The organism is Tatumella sp. UBA2305, from assembly GCF_002345795.1.
GTDB lineage: Bacteria > Pseudomonadota > Gammaproteobacteria > Enterobacterales > Enterobacteriaceae > Tatumella > Tatumella morbirosei.
Map to the genome: position 1 here is coordinate 645,461 of NZ_DDVT01000015.1, position 16,342 is coordinate 661,802.

General features: G+C 48.4%; 17 protein-coding genes. 7 read left to right on the forward strand and 10 right to left on the reverse strand.

What is annotated here, in order from left to right; all coding sequences use genetic code 11:
- Position 1: 1 nt before the first annotated feature.
- From thrS to B3Z23_RS09405, 4 genes are all read right to left on the reverse strand, one after another.
- Positions 2-1,930, reverse strand: coding sequence for a threonine--tRNA ligase (gene thrS, locus B3Z23_RS09390; RefSeq protein WP_294907250.1), 1,929 nt, complete (start codon positions 1,928-1,930; stop codon positions 2-4).
- 589 nt (positions 1,931-2,519) lie between these two features.
- The gene (locus B3Z23_RS09395; protein ID WP_294907253.1) at positions 2,520-3,026 is read right to left on the reverse strand and encodes a hypothetical protein; all 507 of its coding nucleotides are present in this window, start codon (positions 3,024-3,026) and stop codon (positions 2,520-2,522) included.
- 273 nt (positions 3,027-3,299) lie between these two features.
- Positions 3,300-3,488: a hypothetical protein gene (locus B3Z23_RS09400; protein WP_294907256.1), complete on the reverse strand. Its 189-nt coding sequence runs from the start codon at positions 3,486-3,488 to the stop codon at positions 3,300-3,302.
- Between the two features lie 347 nt (positions 3,489-3,835).
- The gene (locus B3Z23_RS09405) at positions 3,836-4,522 is read right to left on the reverse strand and encodes a GntR family transcriptional regulator (protein WP_294907259.1); all 687 of its coding nucleotides are present in this window, start codon (positions 4,520-4,522) and stop codon (positions 3,836-3,838) included.
- Positions 4,523-5,028: 506 nt separating this feature from the next.
- Here B3Z23_RS09405 and B3Z23_RS09410 point away from each other — a divergent pair.
- Positions 5,029-5,268, forward strand: a complete 240-nt coding sequence (locus B3Z23_RS09410; RefSeq protein ID WP_294907262.1) for a hypothetical protein — start codon at positions 5,029-5,031, stop codon at positions 5,266-5,268.
- A 299-nt stretch (positions 5,269-5,567) separates the two neighbouring features.
- Here B3Z23_RS09410 and B3Z23_RS09415 read toward each other — a convergent pair whose 3' ends face one another.
- Positions 5,568-6,329, reverse strand: a complete 762-nt coding sequence (locus B3Z23_RS09415) for a DUF481 domain-containing protein (RefSeq protein WP_294907264.1) — start codon at positions 6,327-6,329, stop codon at positions 5,568-5,570.
- A 441-nt stretch (positions 6,330-6,770) separates the two neighbouring features.
- Here B3Z23_RS09415 and B3Z23_RS09420 point away from each other — a divergent pair, with 441 nt between their 5' ends.
- Positions 6,771-7,640, forward strand: coding sequence for a fructosamine kinase family protein (locus B3Z23_RS09420; protein WP_294907266.1), 870 nt, complete (start codon positions 6,771-6,773; stop codon positions 7,638-7,640).
- Positions 7,641-7,643: 3 nt separating this feature from the next.
- On the opposite strand, the gene B3Z23_RS09425 is transcribed toward B3Z23_RS09420, so the two are convergent.
- Positions 7,644-8,186 (reverse strand): YniB family protein, encoded by a 543-nt coding sequence (locus tag B3Z23_RS09425; RefSeq protein WP_294907269.1) that lies wholly within the window; start codon positions 8,184-8,186, stop codon positions 7,644-7,646.
- Between the two features lie 164 nt (positions 8,187-8,350).
- Between B3Z23_RS09425 and hxpB the strand changes: the two genes are divergently transcribed.
- From hxpB to B3Z23_RS09440, 3 genes are all read left to right on the forward strand, one after another.
- Positions 8,351-9,031: a hexitol phosphatase HxpB gene (gene hxpB / locus B3Z23_RS09430; RefSeq protein WP_294907272.1), complete on the forward strand. Its 681-nt coding sequence runs from the start codon at positions 8,351-8,353 to the stop codon at positions 9,029-9,031.
- 143 nt (positions 9,032-9,174) lie between these two features.
- Positions 9,175-9,759 carry a metal-dependent hydrolase gene (locus B3Z23_RS09435; RefSeq protein ID WP_294907274.1) on the forward strand — a complete coding sequence of 195 codons (585 nt, stop codon included), beginning with the start codon at positions 9,175-9,177 and terminating at the stop codon, positions 9,757-9,759.
- A gap of 226 nt (positions 9,760-9,985) precedes the next feature.
- Positions 9,986-10,360: a DUF6515 family protein gene (locus B3Z23_RS09440; RefSeq protein ID WP_294907277.1), complete on the forward strand. Its 375-nt coding sequence runs from the start codon at positions 9,986-9,988 to the stop codon at positions 10,358-10,360.
- Positions 10,361-10,415: 55 nt separating this feature from the next.
- Here B3Z23_RS09440 and osmE read toward each other — a convergent pair whose 3' ends face one another.
- Positions 10,416-10,754, reverse strand: coding sequence for an osmotically-inducible lipoprotein OsmE (osmE, locus tag B3Z23_RS09445; RefSeq protein WP_294907280.1), 339 nt, complete (start codon positions 10,752-10,754; stop codon positions 10,416-10,418).
- 249 nt (positions 10,755-11,003) lie between these two features.
- Between osmE and B3Z23_RS09450 the strand changes: the two genes are divergently transcribed.
- Both B3Z23_RS09450 and nadE read left to right on the forward strand, forming a co-directional pair.
- Complete coding sequence (locus B3Z23_RS09450; RefSeq protein ID WP_294907283.1) at positions 11,004-12,200, forward strand: multidrug effflux MFS transporter; 1,197 nt, start codon at positions 11,004-11,006, stop codon at positions 12,198-12,200.
- Positions 12,201-12,303: 103 nt separating this feature from the next.
- Entirely contained in the window at positions 12,304-13,134 is an 831-nt protein-coding gene (nadE, locus tag B3Z23_RS09455) for an ammonia-dependent NAD(+) synthetase (RefSeq protein ID WP_294907286.1), read from the forward strand.
- Positions 13,135-13,247: 113 nt separating this feature from the next.
- Here the strand turns inward: nadE and spy are convergent, their stop codons facing one another.
- The 3 genes from spy to astB form a co-directional block, all read right to left on the reverse strand.
- Entirely contained in the window at positions 13,248-13,736 is a 489-nt protein-coding gene (spy, locus tag B3Z23_RS09460; protein ID WP_294907289.1) for an ATP-independent periplasmic protein-refolding chaperone Spy, read from the reverse strand.
- A gap of 258 nt (positions 13,737-13,994) precedes the next feature.
- Positions 13,995-14,981: a succinylglutamate desuccinylase gene (gene astE / locus B3Z23_RS09465; protein WP_294907711.1), complete on the reverse strand. Its 987-nt coding sequence runs from the start codon at positions 14,979-14,981 to the stop codon at positions 13,995-13,997.
- A gap of 27 nt (positions 14,982-15,008) precedes the next feature.
- A complete protein-coding gene (gene astB / locus B3Z23_RS09470; protein WP_294907713.1) occupies positions 15,009-16,337 on the reverse strand; it encodes an N-succinylarginine dihydrolase in 1,329 nt (442 codons plus the stop codon).
- Positions 16,338-16,342: the final 5 nt, after the last annotated feature.

Below are 16,342 nucleotides of genomic sequence, written 5' to 3' on the forward strand. Positions count from 1 at the left end.
CTTACTCCTCCAATTGATGAAGATGTCTGCTGCGTATTTCTTGCTGCAGCTTATCTATAAATACATCGACGTCCATAGAACCTAAGTCAACGCCACGGCGGGTACGCACAGCAACTTTGCCAGCTTCCACTTCTTTTTCACCGCAGACCAACATATAGGGGACACGACGTAATGTGTGTTCGCGAATTTTAAAGCCTATCTTCTCGTTTCTCAAGTCTGCTTTTACACGAATGCCCGCTTTTTGTAATTTTTGGGTTAATTCGTTGACATATTCTGCCTGACTGTCGGTGATATTCATCAATACCACCTGCAATGGTGCCAGCCAGCTTGGGAAAAAGCCCGCGTACTCCTCGGTCAGAATACCAATAAAACGTTCCATCGAACCCAGAATCGCACGGTGAATCATTACCGGGGTCTGGCGATCGTTGTTTTCGCCCACATAAGTGGCATCGAGACGTGACGGCAGAGAAAAATCGAGCTGTACTGTACCACATTGCCACGCACGATCCAGACAATCATATAAAGTAAATTCAATTTTCGGGCCATAAAATGCCCCTTCGCCTGGCTGATATTCAAATTCGATGTTATTTAAATTCAGTGCTTCAGCCAGATTTTGTTCTGCGCGATCCCACAGTTCTTCGCTACCAATGCGTTTTTCCGGACGGGTGGATAGTTTAACGACGATTTTTTCGAAGCCAAAAGTACCATACATATCATAAATCATCCGGATACAGCTGTTCACTTCATCCAGAATCTGCTCTTCCGTACAGAAAATATGCGCATCATCCTGAGTAAAGCCACGCACACGCATCAGTCCGTGCAAGGCACCTGACGGTTCATTACGGTGACAGCTACCAAATTCAGCCATTCGCAGTGGCAGATCACGGTAAGATTTAAGACCCTGATTAAAGATCTGCACATGCCCCGGACAGTTCATCGGCTTGATGCAGTATTCACGGTTTTCTGAGGATGTCGTGAACATTGCCTCTTTATAGTTTTCCCAGTGACCTGTTTTTTCCCACAGAACGCGGTCCATCATAAACGGACCTTTAACTTCCTGATACTGGTACTCTTTTAGTTTGGTACGGACAAAAACTTCCAGCTCCCGGAATATGGTCCAGCCATCATTATGCCAGAACACCATACCTGGTGCTTCTTCCTGCATATGGTAAAGATCAAGCTGTTTACCAATTTTACGGTGGTCGCGTTTTGCCGCTTCTTCCAGACGCTTCAGATAGGCTGCCAACTGCTTTTTATCTGCCCAGGCAGTGCCGTAAATACGCTGCAGCATTTTATTGTCGCTGTCACCGCGCCAGTAAGCACCCGCAGTTTTCTGTAGTTTAAAATGGTGGCAGAAACGCATATTCGGCACGTGCGGTCCACGACACATGTCGATATATTCTTCATGATGATACAGGCCAGGCCGGTCATCATGGCTGATATTTTCATCCAGGATGGCAATTTTGTAGTCTTCACCGCGCGATTCAAAAGTATCACGCGCTTCCTGCCAGCTGACTTTCTTTTTGATCACATCGTAATTGGTTTCTGCCAGCTGATGCATCCGCTTTTCCAGCTGTTCCAGATCTTCCTGGGTCAGGGTATGATCCATATCGACGTCATAATAGAAACCGTGGTCAATCACCGGACCGATAGCCATTTTGGTATCCGGCCAAAGCTGCTTAATGGCATGACCTAACAGGTGCGCGCAGGAGTGGCGAATAATTTCAATACCCGCTTCATCTTTGGCGGTAATAATGGCAACAGTCGCATCGTCGGTAATCGGGTCGACGGCGTCCACCAGTTCACCATTCACCCGCCCCGCGATACAGGCTTTCGCCAGACCGGGACCAATATCCTGCGCAATATCCATGACACTGACCGCATGGTCATAAGAACGCTGACTTCCATCAGGAAGAGTAATCACTGGCATTTCATATCCTTAATTGCAGTGGTAACCCACACCAAAGGCTACATACAAAGATTGATTTTAATTTAAATTCAACTACTTAAGCTTTGTCTCATTGGAGGTTTTTACGATGAGGTACACCATTTGGTACACAGGCATAATCCCCGGCCCTCACAGCAAAGCAACGGAGCTAATGTTACATGTTAATGGCGGGGACGAAAAGGGAGAGATTCGGTTTGGAATGATTTATGAACTCAGACATAACTCTTTGGAAGTCAAAAACTCTTCGTCGAAAACCTTGTACCTCCTGACAGGAGCAGCAGCCTTAACCCACTATCACTTTTCCGCTCATTGACCACCAGCCCGGGGTCACAGGAGTCGGTCTTGGTCGGTTACAGAGTTTTACTGCTCAATGTTTCACAGGAAAGAGACTGTTCCCATGATAATATGACTCGCAGAGAATACCGGAAATCCGGATATTTAAGCTTACATCTGTCATTATTTTCAAATACAGGTGAATTTCAAATAGAACTTTTAATCCTGTAGAATAAAAACCACCAAAAGAATAAATAATTCATTTATTCAAGACACGCGCAGTAAACAGATAAAAACACTACTTACTGAACAAAACTGGCTGATGGATAAAATCAGAACTGATAATTCTGTCCTGGCTCAGTTGAATGACAAACTGGCGAATGACTAACGATATTTTTGACAGATATTCGTCGCCCCTGCTCGCAGGGAACTCAAAAAACACACAATCTTCTGTCCCTAAACAGACAAAAAAATCGTCCGACTCTTTGAATATTTCCACCTTAACACCCAAAAAAACTGGCTTATCAGGTATCGTTTTAACCGTAGTGATGATGTTAAAATTTAGATGCCGATCGGCGCCAACCGGCAAACCGTAGAGGTTTACCGCCTCGTGGCTGTGAGAGCTGAAATCGCTAATGAAGGCTGAGTCAGTCACAATGCCGGAAGGAGATTTTAATGAGTTTTCATATGAAAAAAAAATTTCATTCCCGAGAGCAACGAGTTCTAAAATATGGCTAATTCTTTCAGAATGACTTTTTCGTTTCTCCTGCAACATTGACGCGATAATTCTATATAAATTAGCCATCGCGATATCCATTTATTAGTAAATTTTATTCATCATAACTGTCACAGGGGTCAATTGATAGTTAATTATGACAAATATTGTTACCCGCCCGATAAAATCCTTCCTCAGGAAAAATTAATTTTTTGTATGCTGTTAAAGTTACAGGTTTTTTAAACAATATACCGCCGATATACTAAAAAAACCTGGTTTGCCAGGTCACTCCGATTTATATGACGTATTTTTGAAAAAAAGCCTCGCAAATACAGCGAGGTCTTTTCTCCGGTAGACAACCGGTCAACGCTTAGCCACAAGTTCAGGAACTTTTTCACTGATGTGGTCATCAGCTCGTTCTGAGGTATCCATTATCCGGTAGTGAGCCATCGCCCCCTTTTCATTCTTTAGTGGCAGAGGATGAACACCCTCTGCAAATCCGCTGAATGAAACCACCAGAAATAACCAGCAAAATGCCATTCTGTTTCGCACAGTACCTCCATTCTCTTCAGTGACAGGAGTGGCTATGGTAAAGGGCATAACGTAATGATATGTCTGATGTATCTAAAGTTGGCGCGGAGTGTGTTTCTGCTGGCTGGAATTGTGCCAAAAAGCGATAAAGTCGTGCAAAAATGAAACTGACACTCTGGCTTACCACACTGATTTATACGAATGCCGCAGGCTGGTATCTGGTTGACACTCACGGGACAAGAGGCAGAACTTAATATAACCCCTCACAGATCAGCAGTATACAGCAACAATAAAAAAGAGCAGGAGAGATGAGATGACAAGACAGACACTGACCTGTAGTAATAACCACAGGCCTGTATCAGATATGACTAAATATCATCGTCAAAACCGGTAAATCCCGGCAGATGGGCGTAGAGATCGCGGCAAACACCAATAATATGTTGTTTCATGAGTTCGACGGCTTTTTCTGAATCCCTGTTTTTACAAGCGTCCAGAATGGCCCGGTGCTCGATATCTGCATTTGTCAAACCTTCAGCCACCGCCAGTTGCAGACGCATATAACGCTCAATTTTATCATGAATCGAACGTAACATATCCATCATAAAGGGCCGGTTGGCTGCCGCGTAAAACGCCGCATGGATATCCCAGTTCAGCTCAGCCCAGCGGCTGGCGTCCTGTTCCGCGATAAAGCGATCGCAGGCTTCACTGATGCGGGTGATATGACCGGCGTTCATTTGTGTGACTGCCAGCTGCATCAGCTTGGATTCCAGTAACACCCTGACTTCAAACATCTGTGCCAGTTCGGGTTCAGTAATGGTAGCCACTACCGCACCGCGGTTACGATAGAAAATGACCAGCCCTTCCGCTTCCAACAGTTTTAACGCCTCGCGAACCGGAATTTTGCTGACATTAAATAATCCGGCAATAACATCCTGGCGGATAGGTTCATTTTCACTCATCTCTCCGGAGATGATAGCTTCCCGTAGATATTTAGCAATAATGACTGACGCGGAAGGCGTTGAACCAATATCAGGAATATCTGCTTTCAATTTCAACTCTGTTTGCCTCTGAATCTGACGTAAAATATTGTCCGCAGACCAGATCTTAATCAATCCGGTCAAACTTCCCTGTGTCGAGCCTGGTGAGTGGGTGACGCAGTAGAGCATCCCTCCCGCTCATCAAAAACAGCCTACCAGCCTATCAGCGCTGATTACCAGACAGTGTGATAGCTAAAGTAAAACTCTTCAGGCTGCTGCAACCTTTAACAAGCGGTTGTTCTCCCGCTATCGTATACGTTATCCAGACTAGTGGATGACCACTCAAATAACAACCTTTGGATGAACAGAAGCTTAACACAACCCGCGATCATTCACTTAGCCAGAGTGATGAGCAGCTTAACCCAAAGAGCGATTTGGAAAAATTACAGTTTCACAACACACTTTTCTGCAGGTTACAAAGTTTCCGTTCTGAAACAATTAATCTATGAAATTAATAAAAACCTGCATAGTAATCCATGAAGCAGGTGCTACTCTTTGAGCAGTTATTGCAGGAGAGTTTTATCATGAAGAAGTATGTAATTACACTAGCCCTGGCAGGATCATTAGCCATTTCACAAGCTGCTATGGCTGCAGGTTGTCTTAAAGGTGCTGTTGTCGGTGGAGTTGCTGGCCACATGGCACATCACCATGCCGTTCTCGGTGCGGTATCAGGTTGTGTTATCGGACATCATATGGCGAAAAAAGCGGCTGCCGAAAAAGCAGCTCAGCAAAAACAGCTGCAGCAACAACAGACTAACGGATAACTATCACTCCTCTTCAGGCTGATATATACCGACCAAACTGTTCAGTCACGGAGGCAGGAAATAATTCCTGTCTCCGTATTCTGTTAGTCCGGTCTAACCACTCCCGCTCCCGCTCTCACTTCGGCATATGTTCTCTGGCGTGCTCACTGCTGCTGCACGGTTTTCTGCCGGTTCAATCATTTAACAGCCCAAAAACAGCACCCATAAGCTGAGCCTGGCGAAATTGAATTCGCTGGCGCAAGGGTGCCTGTTTCCTGTCTGCCATCACACTGCTTAGCAGCGCGTTAGTCAGGCCGTTATTACATATTATAACTCAGCATAACGGTAGTTTTGGTATCAGTGTGATCCGGGGCGCTGGCTGGCGGCGCATTATTCCAGGTGACGTCATAAGCGACTTTCAGAGAGAAATCAGTGTTGATTGCCACCTGGATTCCGGTCTCGGAGTTCAGCGTAGTATCATCACCTAAAGTACTCAGCGCAGAGACACCCTGGATAAATTTGGTGGTATCAGTCAGTTGGTATTGATAACTCATCGCTCCATAAGCTAAGGCTTTGGTCGAATGCCCTCCCCCCTGGTACTCGTCATAGCGCACGCCAGGACCGAATTCAACACGCAGTGAATGCACGGGACCGTTAAGAATCTGGCGACCATAACCGGTAGCCAGTGTGTCGCGGCTTCTGTATCCGTTAAAACGGTCACTTAACCAACTAGCCTGACCAAACAGGTAATCACTGCTGTTCAGGTTATAACGTGTACGTCCACCGATAGTATAAGTCTCGGATGAACGTTCATCATTTGAAGAGGTGTTAGAGGCATTGCCCCACAGACTGTATGCCATATCAGACTTATACCAGGTCATATTGGTCTGTGCAGTCAGTGATGAACTGGTAGTGTTTCCAGTCTGAGCCAGGTAACCTGCTGCCGCGGTACCGACAAACGATTTCTTCGCAGTTGAAGGATCATCCATGGACGTAAAAACGGAGTTATCTGCAAAAGCCTGATGCCCCATAACTCCGGCAGTCAGCAGTAACGCTGTAGAAATTCTATTGAAAACTTTCATTAATAATGACCTGTACCGACGACGTTGTTAAAAGCTAAGCCCGAATACTTCCAAACAGCATTAAATGCTTAAGCCTGAGTTTCGTAAAAAACCATTAGTTGACATGGATTGTCAAAAAAAAGTGCCAGGCATTAGCGTTATTCAGATCAATCCGAACAACGCTGCGTATCATATGCCCGAAAAAAAAAATGGGAAGTAAAATTACATTAAACAGGCATCGGAATGCTTCTTAATATGTCATTGGTAAAGACTGTGTAAATTTAAGGGGTAATGCTTATCTTTTCGTCGGCATGAATGGGTCTGAGTCATATCCGCCCGATGACTGTAGTGTAAAAAAATTCACCTCCTCAAGGAGTATCGCAAATCAGGATTCTACGTCTGGCGTTCACGCCTTCACACGGGTTATAATTCAGACACACAGCGAAAATTGAGGACAACACCATGTGGTCAGCCATTACTCGACTGTTAGAGGAACAACAACAGGATTTTTCAGGGATATCCCACTATCACCAATGTCACGGTGGGGAAGTTAACCAGTCCTGGCAACTGGTGTGCGGTGATAAACACTACTTCGTGAAATCCAATCACCAGGCCATGTTGACCGGCTTTATCGAAGAAGCTGACCAGCTAGAACTGTTGCAAAGAACAGGTTGCGTCAGGGTACCCAAAGTGTATGGTACCGGTACGTCCCGTCATCAAAGTTTCCTGATCCTTGAATATTTGCCTCCCGCGCCCTTGTCGACCAACTCAGCCGTGAAGTTGGGGCAGCAGCTTTCACAACTTCACCAGTGGAGCGATCAGCCTAAATTTGGTCTGGATTTTGACAATTCAGTGACGTTGTCACCTCAGCCAAATAACTGGCAGCACCGTTGGTCATCCTTCTTTTCTGAACAACGTATTGGCTGGCAGTTGCAGATAGCGGCAGAGAAAGGTCTTCATTTTGGTAATACTGATAAAATTGTTGCCTGTATCGAACGCTGCCTGGAAAACCACTACCCCGAGCCTTCATTACTCCACGGTGACTTGTGGCCGGGACACTGTGCCGAAGCCCATGGCAGCCCGTGGCTGTTTAATCCAGCCTGCTACTGGGGAGACAGAGAGTGTGATTTAGCGTTATGGCAACCTGATAATTTGCTGACCGCAGTGTTGATTGACAGTTATCAGGCAGAGACGCCCTTACCTGCCGGCTATCAACAGCGACAACCGGCCTATCGCCTTTACTACCTGTTGAACCGGGCCAGTGCTTTTGGTGGACCCTGGAAGGAAGCCGCGCAACAGACTATCAATGTTCTGTTGCGCAGTAATGGATAATACTCAGACGTAAAGCAGCCCTGTAATGCGCAGAATAAAATAGCCGATCACAATAATAATGACAGGCAGCACATACAGCGGGAAGTATTGACGGAAAATTGAGTGATTATGGGCCTGGAACCGATCAGTCAATTGCTGGCGGGTCAGGCCTCCTGTCTCTTTCGCCTGTTCAATGATTAACTGGTCTTCGATATTCTCTTTCAGAAAACGCGATTGCCGCCACATCCGGGCCCCGGATGCCTGCAATGCCAGACCAATAAAGATCACCGCATAAATTATCCAGAACATCACATTCGCCCTGGTATGGAACTCAGGGGTCGGGGAGTTATTCCAGAACATATCCAGGAAATGAGTATTAAATTTAATCATATCAATCATGACATGCAGGAAATCGGATAATACGGCATCGATACCTGGCTGTTTGTCACTGTGGATAAACAGAAAATTAAGCACTGATACCACGGTGGATATCACAGCCGGAATAAAGAGTACCCAGCCAGCAATTTTTTTGGCTATCGCTATCCGGCCAGTCTGTTGGTAGTTCATGCTCTCTCCTGAAGCGGGTTTCGTGGTACAAGTCTACCTGTGCCTTGACTATTTTTCCTGTTTTATCCTGTTACAATAGCTGTCTCAGACAAACTTTCCTCAATCCGGACACCTTTTACACCGTGTCACGGCCTCACGCGCTGATTTAATCTTATGGAGGATATATGGCTTATCAACGCCCGGTGAAAGCAGCAATATTTGATATGGACGGACTGCTGATTGATACCGAGCCGTTCTGGCAACAAGCTGAGTTAGAGGTTTTTTCTGCCGCCGGGGTGGATGTCAGCCTGCGCGACAGTTTTCCCGAAACCACCGGACTACGTATTGATCAGGTCGTCAGCATGTGGTTCGAAGCCTGTCAGGTGACTCATATTTCAGAACAACGGGTCGCTGAGCAAATTTTTGTCCGGGTGGCAGAGCTTATTCAACAGCATCAGCCACTGATGCCAGGAGTACGTGAAGCACTAACGCTTTGTCAGTCGCTGGGACTGAAAATTGGACTCGCGTCTGCTTCTCCCTTAGCTCTGATTGAAATGGTCCTGGACTTGTTCTCCATCCGTCATTTCTTCAGTGCAGTGGTGTCTGCTGAAAAGTTGCCCTACAGTAAACCTCATCCGCAGGTTTACCTGAATGCTGCCGGTGAGCTGAACGTTAATCCACTGCATTGCGTCGCACTTGAGGACTCCCTGAACGGAATGGTCGCCGCCAAAGCTGCCAGAATGCGGGTTCTGGTAGTTCCGGCCGCCACAGAAACTACATTACCAGTCTGGAGTCTGGCAAACGCCCGTCTTGATTCCTTACATGATTTGACTCCCGGGTTACTCGGCGTCCCGAAGCCTTCATAACTTTTTGCGGGAAGAATACTCTTCCCGCCCGCTATTTTCCCCGCTGTTCTGCGATAATAATTGTTACAGCGTCACATATACTTTCACTGTATAAATACCTATACTGTATGCATTGACAGTTTACAGGTTGTTGCAGGTATCTCATGACGGCCGAAGGCCACATTCTTTTTGCGTTTGCCAGCGCGGTAATCGCCAAACGTAGCGCGCTGACTCCGGTGATCGCCGGGGCTGACTGGTGGCATCTGATTCCGGCGACATTGCTGACCTGTCTGCTGCCGGATATCGACCATCCCGGCTCTTTGCTAGGACAGCGGCTACGCTGGATCTCGAAACCGATGGCCAGAGCGTTCGGACATCGCGGATTTACCCATAGCCTTATAGCTATTGTTGGCGGAGTCTGGTTACTGCGGATTAAATTCCCCGGGGTGTTGTGGCTCCCGGCCGATGTCATGCAAGGTATGGTTTTGGGTTATCTCAGCCATATTGTGGCCGATATGCTGACACCGGCAGGCGTCCCCCTGCTCTGGCCTTGTCGCTGGCGCTTCTGCCTGCCACTACTCCACTCTCAAAAAAATAACCAACTGGAGCGGATATTCTGTATTTCACTGGTCATGTGCGCAGTGTGTTTACCTGGTCAGTTGACTAAACAGTTTATCAACACGACCGGCCGGCAACTGTATACAACTGCGGTGTCATGGCAAAAGCAGATTAGTCTGTCATTACAGTAACCGGCAGATTACCCTGCCCCTCTTACCGTTATTGATGGTTATGCAGTACAGCGCGGGCATCCACCACTGCGACTCAGACCGTTATTCGAAGGTCAGGAATGACAGGGCGTGACAGGCCGTAAAGAAAGCGTTAAGTAGTGTAATGGGAGGAAAATTCAGCCCCCCGGCACTTGAGTTTTTACATGGCAACGCTATAACTTCACCATGCTTTAGTTGGAGATGAAACATGAAAAAAGTTATCGCACCTTTGCTGGCGTTAAGCCTGGTTCTGCCAGGTGTTGCCATGGCACATCCGGGCTTCGGTGGCGGCGGACCTGGCTGGGGTCATGGCGGCCCGGGTTGGGGTGGTCGCGGTAGTTTCCTTCCTGACCTCGCGACCGGGGTTCTGATTGGCGGCCTGACCTATTACCTGCTGAACGGTCAGTACTATCAGCGTCAGGGGAACGAATATGTGGTAGTTAATCCGCCACCACAGAGTGTACCACAAAGTACTCAGGTACTGGATTACGGCGGAAAACGTTATTACGTGCAGGCTGGCCATTACTACCAACGCGATATTAATGGTGAGTATATCGAAGTCCCGAGACCTGCCGGGCTGTAATATGAATAAGGCCAGCAATGCTGGCCTTTTAATTACGCGCATTTGTTACAGATAATCAGCTCTGAGGGGACTGTGGATCCGTATCATATTCGGCACAGCTCTGGAAACCGTAATTCATTACGTTTCCGGTATCATTGAAGCTGACGAAATAGGTCAGAGGCTTGCCGTTATTCTCACCAATAATGTAGGTATCGCAGGTACCACGGGCATGGATCATAGTGATCGATGACGCCGGACGGCCGCCTATCTGACGAACTTGTTCACGGGTCATGCCTTTTTTGACATTTTTTACGACAGGCTGGGTGACGTAACTTTCTGCCTGATGGTAGGTAGTACAGCCAGAAAGCACCGCCAGTGCCAGACCTGCAGCCAGAAATCCGGTGATTTTACGCATTATTTACCTCACTGTAATCGTAATACACAAGAAATATCCTCTGTGATATTCAGTGGATAAATTTAAGTGTAGACGCTAATGATGAAAAAACAAATGGTTAGAATGGACGGATGATTTATAAACCGATATCCTCACATCCGGTGAAATCCAACCTGCAGCGTTGCGGTGCAACAAAAAGACTAAATATATTAATTTTCAAACTTATAAGTTTCGCCCGTGACTATTAGTTAGTTTACATTCAGAGGAAAAATGTCCAAAGCTCCCCCCCATCGTATCGCATTTGCTATAACCCTCGGCCTGATGGCCGGTCTGGGCCCGTTGTGCATAGATTTGTATCTTCCGGCGTTACCGCAACTCTCGGGATCATTGCATATCACTACCGCTGTCGCTCAGTTGAGTCTCACCGCCGGGCTGCTCGGCCTCGGGCTGGGACAGTTACTGTTCGGTCCCATGAGTGATAAATATGGCCGTACCGGCCCGCTGGCCCTGTCACTGCTGGTGCTGTTTCTGGCTTCCGTAGGATGCTCACTGGCACAAAATATTGACCAGTTACTGGTGGCCAGGCTATTCCAGGGACTGGGGGGAGCTGGCGGAGCTGTGTTATCGCGCGCGATTGCCCGTGATATGTACCAAGGCCATGAACTCACCCGTTTCTTTGCACTGCTGATGCTGGTGAATGGTGTTGCCCCAATCGCGGCACCTGTGATTGGTGGCTCGTTGATGAGCATCATGAGCTGGCGCGGCATCTTCCTGGTACTGGCGGGTATTTCGGTATTGCTGTTCATTCTTTCCCGGTTACGGATTCACGAATCTCTGAGCCACGAGCGCCGCAGCCAGGGGTCCATACTCTCTGCCTGGGGTGCACTCGGCCAGGTCATTACCCATCGGTCATTTATGGGTTTCTGTCTGACCCAGGGCTTTATGATGGCAGGAATGTTTGCCTATATCGGGTCGTCGCCCTTTGTTTTGCAACAGCTCTACGGTATGTCTCCTCAGACCTTCAGCCTGTGTTTTGCACTTAATGGTCTTGGACTGATTATTGCATCACAAACCAGTGCCCGGCTTAGCCGCCATTTCGGCGAGTATTCTGTTCTGAAAGGAGGTCTGACACTGGCCTTTGTTGCCTCTCTGTGCCTGTTTATTGCCGGACTGAGCCATGCGCCTTTACCGGTGGTGCTGCTGGCGCTGTTCTTTAGTATCGCCAGTAATGCGGTTATCTCCACCACCGCGTCTTCGCTGGCCATGCAAAGCCAGGGAAAACGGGCCGGCAGCGCATCCGCCGTGATTGGGGTAACAATGTTTACCTTAGGATCGCTGAGTGTCCCGGTCACCGGGATCGGCGGCACATCGGTGTTTAGTATGTCAGCGACTATATTTGGCTGCTTTATGCTGGCAATACTGATGTTTATCTTTGTGGCCAGACGACCTGTTCCGCAGACAAAATAATCGTCCTTGCTGCGCTGAGCGATCTGGCGGAGTAAACTTATCTGATACATTGATATTGTGACACAGCGGTCTGACTGACCGCTTTTGAGCTGAGGAAACTTGTATGGCATTACAACAGGAAATTATCCGGGCACTGGGTGTCAAGCCGGTGATTGATGTTCAACAGGAGATCCGCACCAGTGTGGATTTTCTGAAAGCCTACCTGAAAACCTATCCCAGACTAAAAAGTCTGGTGTTAGGGATAAGTGGCGGACAGGACTCAACGCTCACTGGTAAACTTTGTCAGACCGCAATTTCAGAATTGCGTGCAGAGACAGGTAACAACGACTACTGTTTTATTGCCGTACGCCTGCCCTACGGTGATCAGGCGGATGAACAGGATTGTCAGGATGCTCTGGCGTTTATTCAGCCCGATCGGACTCTGACTGTGAATATTCGTCAGGCAGTCCTGGCCAGCGAAGCGGCGCTGAAAGATGCCGGAATTGTGTTGTCTGATTTTGTTCGCGGCAATGATAAAGCCCGCGAACGAATGAAAACACAATACAGCATTGCCGGAATGACCGCAGGAGTGGTGGTGGGTACCGACCACGCAGCAGAGGCTGTCACCGGTTTCTTTACCAAATACGGAGATGGCGGCACCGATATCAATCCAATTTTCCGACTGAATAAAGGTCAGGGTAAACAATTGCTCAAAGCCCTTGGCTGCCCGGAGCATCTGTATCTGAAACATCCAACTGCAGACCTGGAAGACGGGCGTCCGGGTTTACAGGATGAAGTTGCACTGGGTGTCACTTATCAGCAAATTGACGATTATCTGGAAGGCAAGAATATCGATCCGGCTGCCGCGAAAACTATTGAAGGCTGGTATCTGAAGACTGAACATAAGCGTCAGCCTCCGATCACAGTGTTTGATGACTTCTGGAAAAGAGCCTGACCGCTCTATCCGCTGACGAGAGACAGGCGGGCAAAACCGCCGGTGTGGCTGACGGACATTAGCACTCGTCAGCCGCGACGGCGGTCTCAATACATTTAACGCCAGATCACGATTCAGTCGGCGTTACGAGGCTGATGATGCCCGCCCTTTCCGGGTTTTTCTGTCAGATGCTTCTCAAAATTCGCGTTGTACTGCTTTTTCTGATCGGCAGTCAGTACGTTATACAGTTTGTTTTCCGTTTCCAGTCTCTGCAACGCACGGTCTTTGGCATTGGCGGTCATCTGAGCCGCTTCTGCTTCGGCTTTGCTACGGTCGAAGCTGTCTGAAGCAATAATTGCATGAGCTGCACGGCGCTGCTCAACCGTCGGATGCTGCATCTGATCGCGGCTGGCTTTCAGAATCTCGTGAATCTGTTGTTTCTGAGCTTCAGTCAGCTTCAGACCTTTAAACATCATTGGCCCGTGGCCTCTTTCGTTATGCGGATTCTTATGTTGCTCTGAGGCTGCCGGTGGTGGCGTTAAATTGTCGGCTTCAGCATGGACAACCGAGGCAGCGCCGAAAGCCAGAGATGAAGCCAGAATCAGTGAAGTGAGTTTACGCATAGATTTTATCCTTACTGTTTTTCATTATCTGACGACACTGTCGCCGTTGAGATAAAGTCTACCCGCAACAACGTCAATTACTCAGTAACTGCGTAAATCACTGAAAACGAGAAAGCTAAAATCAAAGCGATCATGGAGAAATCATGAATGAAGTGACACTGAGGTGATAAGAGCCGTTACCTGTCGTCAGATAATGAACCTATTGTGGAGACAGCGACGTTCCGGCCTGAAAGCAGGAACGCCGAAAGACGACTGTGACTACTGTTCGACCAGCATCAGCCCTGCCCGCAAGCCATGAGCCACCCGCGGATTAGGGAAAAGTACCCTTTCTCCTGCTGGGTTTTCCACCCGGTATTGCTGCTCACTATCTTCCGCCAGCAAAGTTCCGGCAGGAAACTCAGTGAAGTTCAGAGTACTGTCAGCCATATGCAGCCGGAATTCATCACTTAACCGCGTAATTTGTTGCGTAACGCGGAAGTGTTTAGCCGGTACCGCCGGTGCGTCTGGCAGTATCGTATCACCACAGATCAGTGCCTGCAGCGCCTGCTGTGTCTGTGTGAAGTCAGATAAGGTATTACGACCAAAAGGGAGTGCCTTACCGAGTTCCAGCGTGCAACTCTCCATCTGCAATGCATTACAGCTGAAATGGGTAAATGTACCGCCCGGTGAGCGGTGGAAAACCAGCGCTTCAGATCCTGCCCGGTTCAGCCAGTCCAGAAATGCTTCACCCCATGGACGGGGGCTCACCGGCAACAACCCAAATTTCTCAAACAGCGAACCACGAATAGCAGTATGTAAATCGAGATGCCAGCGGCGACCACCCTCTGCCTCTGTTGCGCCAGCCATAAACCCTTGTACGGCCTGCTCTAATTCACTGGCACGCCGCGATTCGTAACAGGGGGCTATCGTCTTCCAGCCACAGGAAAACAGCCGGTTAAGATCATAGTGGGTAAAGCGGCTACCGGCCCGCAGTGCCGCAGGATTACCATAAATCACCAGTAGTCTGCTGGTCAGAGGCCGTTTTCCGGCCAGTAACTGGCTGACAATCGGGTTAAGAATTTCTACCGGGGCAGTTTCGTTACCGTGAATCCCTGCCGATACCACCAGTGAGTTAGCTGCAACAGGGCCGGATGGCGTCAGTTCCAGAATACCCTCGCCGGTTGCACGCCAGCTGAGAAACTCATTTTTACCCTCTGACAAATCCGAAGATTCCCCGGATAACACATGTTGCAGATAATCATTCATCATTTGGCTGTTTCCATTCCTGTAGACTTAGCGCTGAAACTCATAGACACTGCCAAGGTTTAACAGTTTCGTTAACTCATCCAGTGCATGGTTATTTTCGCTCAGTAGCTGAGGATCCGCCAGATCTTCTACGGTCAACCGGTCACGATAATATTTTTCGGCCCACTGGTTAAGTTTCGCAAACAATTGATCATTCATCAGTACCCCGGGATTAACGGCCTGTAGCTCCTGCGGAGTGAGTGCCACCCTTAAGCGCAGGCAAGCAGGGCCTCCCCCGTTACGCATACTTTCACGCAGATCAAACACCTGCAGGTCTGCTACCGGATTATCTTCAGCCAACACCTGTTGCAGATAGTGCCACACTTCAGGATGTTGTTCTGCTTCCTGTGGAAGAATCAACGTCATAGAGCCATCGCTGCGGCTCAGTAGCTGGCTGTTAAACAGGTAGGTATTCACAGCATCACTGACGGATACCCGATGTTCCGGAACGACCACAGGGATAAAATCTGGTAACCGCTCACGAATTTTTGCAAACAACTGCTGCTGGTCAACAAAAGCCAGTTCGTGACAAAACAGAACCTGGCGGTGACTGACCGCTATCACATCATTATGAAACACCCCCTGGTCTATCACTGCCGGGGTCTGTTGTACAAACAGCGTTCTGTCAGGATCCAGTTGATGCAGACGGGCGACCGCCTCGCTGGCCTGTAATGTCTGCCTGGCCGGATAACGTACCGGTCCCTGATCGGGTAAACGTTCATCCCTGCCATAGACAAATAACTCCAGCGCTGAAGATCCATCCGAGGCACACAACCGGTTATGATTCGCCGCACCTTCATCACCAAAACAGGCAATCTGTGGCAAGGCTTCATGAACAGTAAAATGCTGAGGATCTGTGAAGATCGACCGCAGCAGCCGGGTCGTTCCGGCAGCTTCGCTCATGCGGTGCAACTTGTTGTTCAGGTTGGCGACCGTGAAATGTACCTTACCATCCGCCGTATCGGTTGAAGGGCTGACAGTGGAGGAATTCGCCACCCACATCGACGACGCCGAACAGGCAGCAGACAGCAAATCCGGCGCCTGTTGCAATGCTTTGTGTAATACCTGCTGATCATTGCCGGAAAAACCCAACTGCCGCAATAATCCGACATTGGGCCTGGAAAGTGGCGGGATCACTCCCTGAACAAAACCCTGGTCTGCCAGCGCTTTCATTTTTGCCAGCCCCTGTTTCACCGCTTTAAGCGGGTTCGAGGGCTGAAACTGATTACGTGACGAAGCTTCATTACCAAAAGAGAGCCCGGCGTAATGGTGAGTCAGGCCAACCAGACCATCAAAATTCGCTTCTGCTTTCTGAATATCCA

Coding starts and splice junctions, on each gene's coding strand:
- B3Z23_RS09415 (WP_294907264.1), bottom strand. CDS start 6,329: ATGAAAGTTTTCAATAGAATTTCTACAGCGTTACTGCTGACTGCCGGA.
- B3Z23_RS09425 (WP_294907269.1), bottom strand. CDS start 8,186: ATGAACTACCAACAGACTGGCCGGATAGCGATAGCCAAAAAAATTGCT.
- nadE (WP_294907286.1), top strand. CDS start 12,304: ATGGCATTACAACAGGAAATTATCCGGGCACTGGGTGTCAAGCCGGTG.
- hxpB (WP_294907272.1), top strand. CDS start 8,351: ATGGCTTATCAACGCCCGGTGAAAGCAGCAATATTTGATATGGACGGA.
- thrS (WP_294907250.1), bottom strand. CDS start 1,930: ATGCCAGTGATTACTCTTCCTGATGGAAGTCAGCGTTCTTATGACCAT.
- B3Z23_RS09420 (WP_294907266.1), top strand. CDS start 6,771: ATGTGGTCAGCCATTACTCGACTGTTAGAGGAACAACAACAGGATTTT.
- B3Z23_RS09395 (WP_294907253.1), bottom strand. CDS start 3,026: ATGGCTAATTTATATAGAATTATCGCGTCAATGTTGCAGGAGAAACGA.
- B3Z23_RS09450 (WP_294907283.1), top strand. CDS start 11,004: ATGTCCAAAGCTCCCCCCCATCGTATCGCATTTGCTATAACCCTCGGC.
- astE (WP_294907711.1), bottom strand. CDS start 14,981: ATGAATGATTATCTGCAACATGTGTTATCCGGGGAATCTTCGGATTTG.
- osmE (WP_294907280.1), bottom strand. CDS start 10,754: ATGCGTAAAATCACCGGATTTCTGGCTGCAGGTCTGGCACTGGCGGTG.
- B3Z23_RS09410 (WP_294907262.1), top strand. CDS start 5,029: ATGAAGAAGTATGTAATTACACTAGCCCTGGCAGGATCATTAGCCATT.
- B3Z23_RS09435 (WP_294907274.1), top strand. CDS start 9,175: ATGACGGCCGAAGGCCACATTCTTTTTGCGTTTGCCAGCGCGGTAATC.
- B3Z23_RS09440 (WP_294907277.1), top strand. CDS start 9,986: ATGAAAAAAGTTATCGCACCTTTGCTGGCGTTAAGCCTGGTTCTGCCA.
- spy (WP_294907289.1), bottom strand. CDS start 13,736: ATGCGTAAACTCACTTCACTGATTCTGGCTTCATCTCTGGCTTTCGGC.